This window comes from Clostridium sp. DSM 8431 (genome assembly GCF_900116755.1).
Classification (GTDB): Bacteria; Bacillota; Clostridia; order Clostridiales; family Clostridiaceae; genus Clostridium.
On the sequence record NZ_FPBY01000225.1, the window covers coordinates 1 to 4585 of the forward strand.

Annotated in this window: 3 protein-coding genes and 1 pseudogene; all 4 read left to right on the forward strand. The window is 27.4% G+C overall.

What is annotated here, in order from left to right; all coding sequences use genetic code 11:
• Nucleotides 1–424 precede the first annotated feature (424 nt).
• Nucleotides 425–1849: an amino acid permease gene (locus BM384_RS15750; RefSeq protein ID WP_090015024.1), complete on the forward strand. Its 1425-nt coding sequence runs from the start codon at nt 425–427 to the stop codon at nt 1847–1849.
• Nucleotides 1850–2259: 410 nt separating this feature from the next.
• A complete protein-coding gene (locus BM384_RS15755; protein WP_090015026.1) occupies nt 2260–3528 on the forward strand; it encodes a sensor histidine kinase in 1269 nt (422 codons plus the stop codon).
• Nucleotides 3529–3604: 76 nt separating this feature from the next.
• Nucleotides 3605–3877 carry a hypothetical protein gene (locus BM384_RS15760; RefSeq protein ID WP_090015028.1) on the forward strand — a complete coding sequence of 91 codons (273 nt, stop codon included), beginning with the start codon at nt 3605–3607 and terminating at the stop codon, nt 3875–3877.
• A 69-nt stretch (nt 3878–3946) separates the two neighbouring features.
• A pseudogene (locus BM384_RS15765) lies at nt 3947–4483 on the forward strand (LysR family transcriptional regulator); the annotation flags it as partial.
• Between the last annotated feature and the right edge of the window lie 102 nt (nt 4484–4585).

A 4585-nucleotide genomic window follows, 5' to 3' on the forward strand; every position in this document is an offset into this window, starting at 1 on the left:
CGGAGCAAATAAAAAAGACAGCATTAGAAAATGATAATTTTCTATTTCTTGAAAATGAATTACCTAAACTGTAAGCTTCTTTAAATTCACTCGAAGTAATTAAATTGTTTGTATCTTTCAAAATTGCAGATAATAATGTTGTATTTTTCATAATATTAAACCTCGCTATAAATTTATTTCTCTATAGCGAGGCTGCAAATTTTTTCTCTATTGTCAAGCTTTTTTTTATATTTTTTATTTTATTCTTAAGTTGACGACATTGTACGTGCGGTGGTGTGAGAGGTCGGTAATCAAAATAATTGATTACCTCCTACTCGATTATTTAAATATTTATATTTTTTTGCGTTTTTTATCTTTTTATTAATGCAATTATAGTTTATAATGAAAAATGTTAATCTACAAATGAAGAGGAGATGGATAACGTATGGAAACAAATGAAAAAAAACTTAGATGGTATAATCTTGCTCTTATGGCCTTTGTATCTGTATGGGGATTTGGTAATGTAGTAAATAACTTTGCTAATCAAGGTCTTACAGTTATAGTATCATGGGTTCTTATTATTGGATTATATTTTGTACCTTATGCCTTAGTGGTTGGGGAATTAGGATCAGTATTTAAAGATGGTAAAGCTGGAGTAAGTTCTTGGATAAGAGAAACAATGGGAGGTCAGCTAGCATATTTTGCAGGTTGGACTTATTGGGTTGTACATGTTCCTTATTTAGCACAAAAGCCTCAAGCTATTTTAATTGCTTTAGGATGGGCTGTTAAAGGTGATGGAACAATGGTAAGCAGTATGAATACTGTTGTGGCTCAAACAATAATTTTAGCTATATTCTTATTCTTCTTATGGATAGCATCTAGAGGAATAAATTCATTAAAAACAATAGGTACAATAGCTGGAACTGCTACATTTGTTATGTCGCTATTATATGTTCTTTTAGTTATAGCAGCCCCAGCAATTACTGATATGACTGTGGCTACACATAATATTGGTTTTAAAACAATAGTTCCTAAATTTGATTTTAATTATTTAACAACAATATCAATGCTTATATTTGCAGTAGGTGGAGCTGAAAAGATATCACCTTATGTAAATAATACTCATAATGCATCTAAGGAATTCCCAAGAGGAATGCTTGTGCTTGCTGGTATGGTTACAATAAGTGCAATTTTAGGATCACTTGCTATGGGAATGATGTTTGATGCTAATAATATTCCAAGCGATCTTATGATGAATGGACAATACTATGCTTTCAAAAAGCTTGGAGAATATTATGGTGTTGGTAATATATTATTAGTAATATATGCTTTAGCAAATACAACAGCTCAAGTTTCTGCATTAGTTGTTTCAATTGATGCACCACTTAAGGTACTTCTTGCTGATACTGATGAAAACTTTGTTCCAAAAGTATTAACTAAGACTAATAAACATGGTGCCCCTATTAATGGTTATATAATGACTGCTATATTAGTAGGAATATTAATAATAGTTCCAGCTTTAGGTATAGGTGATATGAATGCATTATTTAACTGGCTTCTAAAATTAAATTCAGTTGTAATGCCATTAAGATATTTATGGGTATTTGCAGCTTTCATAGCTCTTAAGAAAGCATCGGACAAGTATAATTCAGAATATAAATTCTTAAAGAATGATAATTTAGCATTAGGAGTTGGAGTATGGTGCTTTGTATTTACAGCCTTTGCATGTTTACTTGGAATGTTTCCAAGTGGAATTGAAGCATTTTCTAGCTCTTGGTGGTTCCAAGTAAATTTAAATATATTAACTCCATTTGTACTTTTAGGACTTGGAGCTATACTTCCTATTATTGCGAAGAAAAATAAAAAATAATAGTTAGTAAAAGAACACTACTTATATTTATGGGTAGTGTTTTTTTGATGTCTAGAAGATACAAAATTTTCAAGTGAGTAAAACTTGATAAATAGGGGAGTTCAGCTATCTAAGATAGTAAAAACATTAAAAAATAATTGTAGTGCCTTAGAAAGAACCTAAAAGCAAAATAATTAAATTAGATATGTAGTTGAAATTTTCCTATAAAATGAAATGAGTCTTTTAAACAGGCAAAAATATGAAAACTAACTGTAAAAAATAATGTAAAAATATTATAATTATACCGAATAAAAATACTATAATTAGACTAATATGTTTTTGATTTGATTTTATTGTAAAAAGTGAGAAAAAATTATTTTCTAAAATATTATTTAACAAGCATAGAATTTGAAAGATAAAGGGGAAATATAATGGTAAATATTGTGCAAGAGGCTATGGAGCTTATAACTACTATATTAGAAGGTTATTGGATTGCATATGAGGTTAACTATTTTGTAAATAAGAAGAATATTGATAAAAAAGTATTATTAATATCAACTATATTACTTTCTGTTATGGAAACTAACATGTTTTTAAGTATTTTTACTCCACTATGGAGAAAGATTACAATATCTGCACTATTAGCATTTGTTATTATAGGAATTATATATAGAAGAAATTGTTTAAGAGCATTAATACCTTGTTCTATAGCTATACTTAGTCTATTTTCTATAACAATATTAATAGAAGATAATATATGTAGCATAATTATACATACATATAGAATGAATAATAATTTTATGCGTTTATTTTTTCCTATAACGATTGTTAGGTGCATAAATGCGATTTTTCAGTTAAAATACAAAGATTATATGTATGATTTTTATGAAAGAATAATGAATGAAGGAAAGTATCTAATTATATTTTTATTTTTTTTAGATATAATGGCTGTTTTCACTCAATGCTCTTTTGTCCCTGCATATGAATTAAATAATGAAGCTTTAAAAAGTGTTATTTTAATTATATTTTATATATTTCTTATTCTTATTTTTTTCAACATAATAAAAATAGCAGCAAAAAGCAGAGAAATATATAAACTTAATTTAGAATTAGAGTTAAATAATAAAAGTTTAAGGAAAATAAAGCATGATTATGGCGCTCAAATTTCTTATTTATATGGATTATGCCTCATGGAGCGTTTTGATGATTTGAAAAAGTCTATTAAGGATATAATTGAAAAGAGTAACTACTCTTCGGGAATAGTAGAAGAAAAGACGAATTCTATATTATTTCTATCTATTAATCAAGCTGTGGACAGAGCAGATATAGAGATAGAAATTAAAGAATCAGCAAAGCTTTATGAAGTAAATATGCATGAAATGGATCTATTTAGAGTTTTTTATAATATTTCTAGAAATGCAGTTGAAGCTATGGGAGGCAAGGGAAAAATAGAAGCAGAATCTTATAAAAAAGATAATGAGATAATTATAAGTATTAAGAATAATGGTCCTGAAATTAGTAAAAAAACTATAGATAAAATTTTTAATACTGGTTTTACAACAAAAGACAATACTGAAAAGGGACATGGATATGGGTTAAGTATAGTTAAGGAGCTTGTTGAAAATGGTGATGGAAAAATAGCAGTAAATAGTAGTCCTGAACTTACAGAGTTTAAATTGACTTTTAGAACTAATTATTAATTTAAATTATTAATTGCTAAATTTATTATTATGATATAATATATAATAAATATCAAGTAAAATAGAGGTAAGGATAATGAGCAGCAATAAATTAAAAACAATAATAGCTATTATTATAGGAGTTTTTATTTTAGGTATATTTTTGAAGATATTGCCTTATCTATTAGCAGGCGGTATTGTAATATATTTAGTGATAAAAGGATATAACTATATAAGCTTAAAACTTAATAAAAAGTCAAAAAAACTAGATAGTACTTATGATAGTTACACAAGTAAAGCTAATGATTTTTCAGATGACGAATTTGATACAAGCAGTGCTATTGATGTTGATTATAAAGATGTTAAATAAATATATAGAGTAATGGAGGCTTTTTAGCCTCCATTATTTAGTTTAAAGAAAAACTTTGGGGGAAGATTAATGAACATAAGAAAACTAAAAGTATTTTACGCTACAGCTAACAATTTAAATATGACTAAGACTGCAAAGGAATTATATATAAGCCAGCCTTCAGTAACTCAGACAATACATGAAATTGAAGAGGAACTTCAGGTTAAACTTTTTGATAGAATAGGGAAAAAGCTTTATTTAACTGAAGAAGGAAAAGTATTTTTAAATTATGTAAGAAGAATACTTAATCTTTATGAAGAAGGTTCTGAAGTATTAAAGGAAATGGCAAGTATGGAGAAAGGAAAAATCACAATAGGCGCTAGTACAACAATAGGTACATATATACTTCCAGAAATAATAAGAGAATTTGCTGAAGCTTATGAAGGAATTGAAATATCTCTTATTATTGAGAATAGTGCTAATATAGAAAAATTAATACTTGAAAATAAAATTGATTTTGCCTTTGTAGAGGGCTAAGTAGGCTTTCAAGAAATTAATGTGTATGAAGTATGGAAAGATGAGCTTGTATTTATATGTAGCGATATTCACAGATGGAGTAAGAGGCAGTTTATTAGCAAGGCTCAATTACTAAATAGAGTGATAAATAAAACAAGCTATTCAAATATAGGTGGACGTCCTTTAAAGTTCGTATTTATATAAGGATGTTCT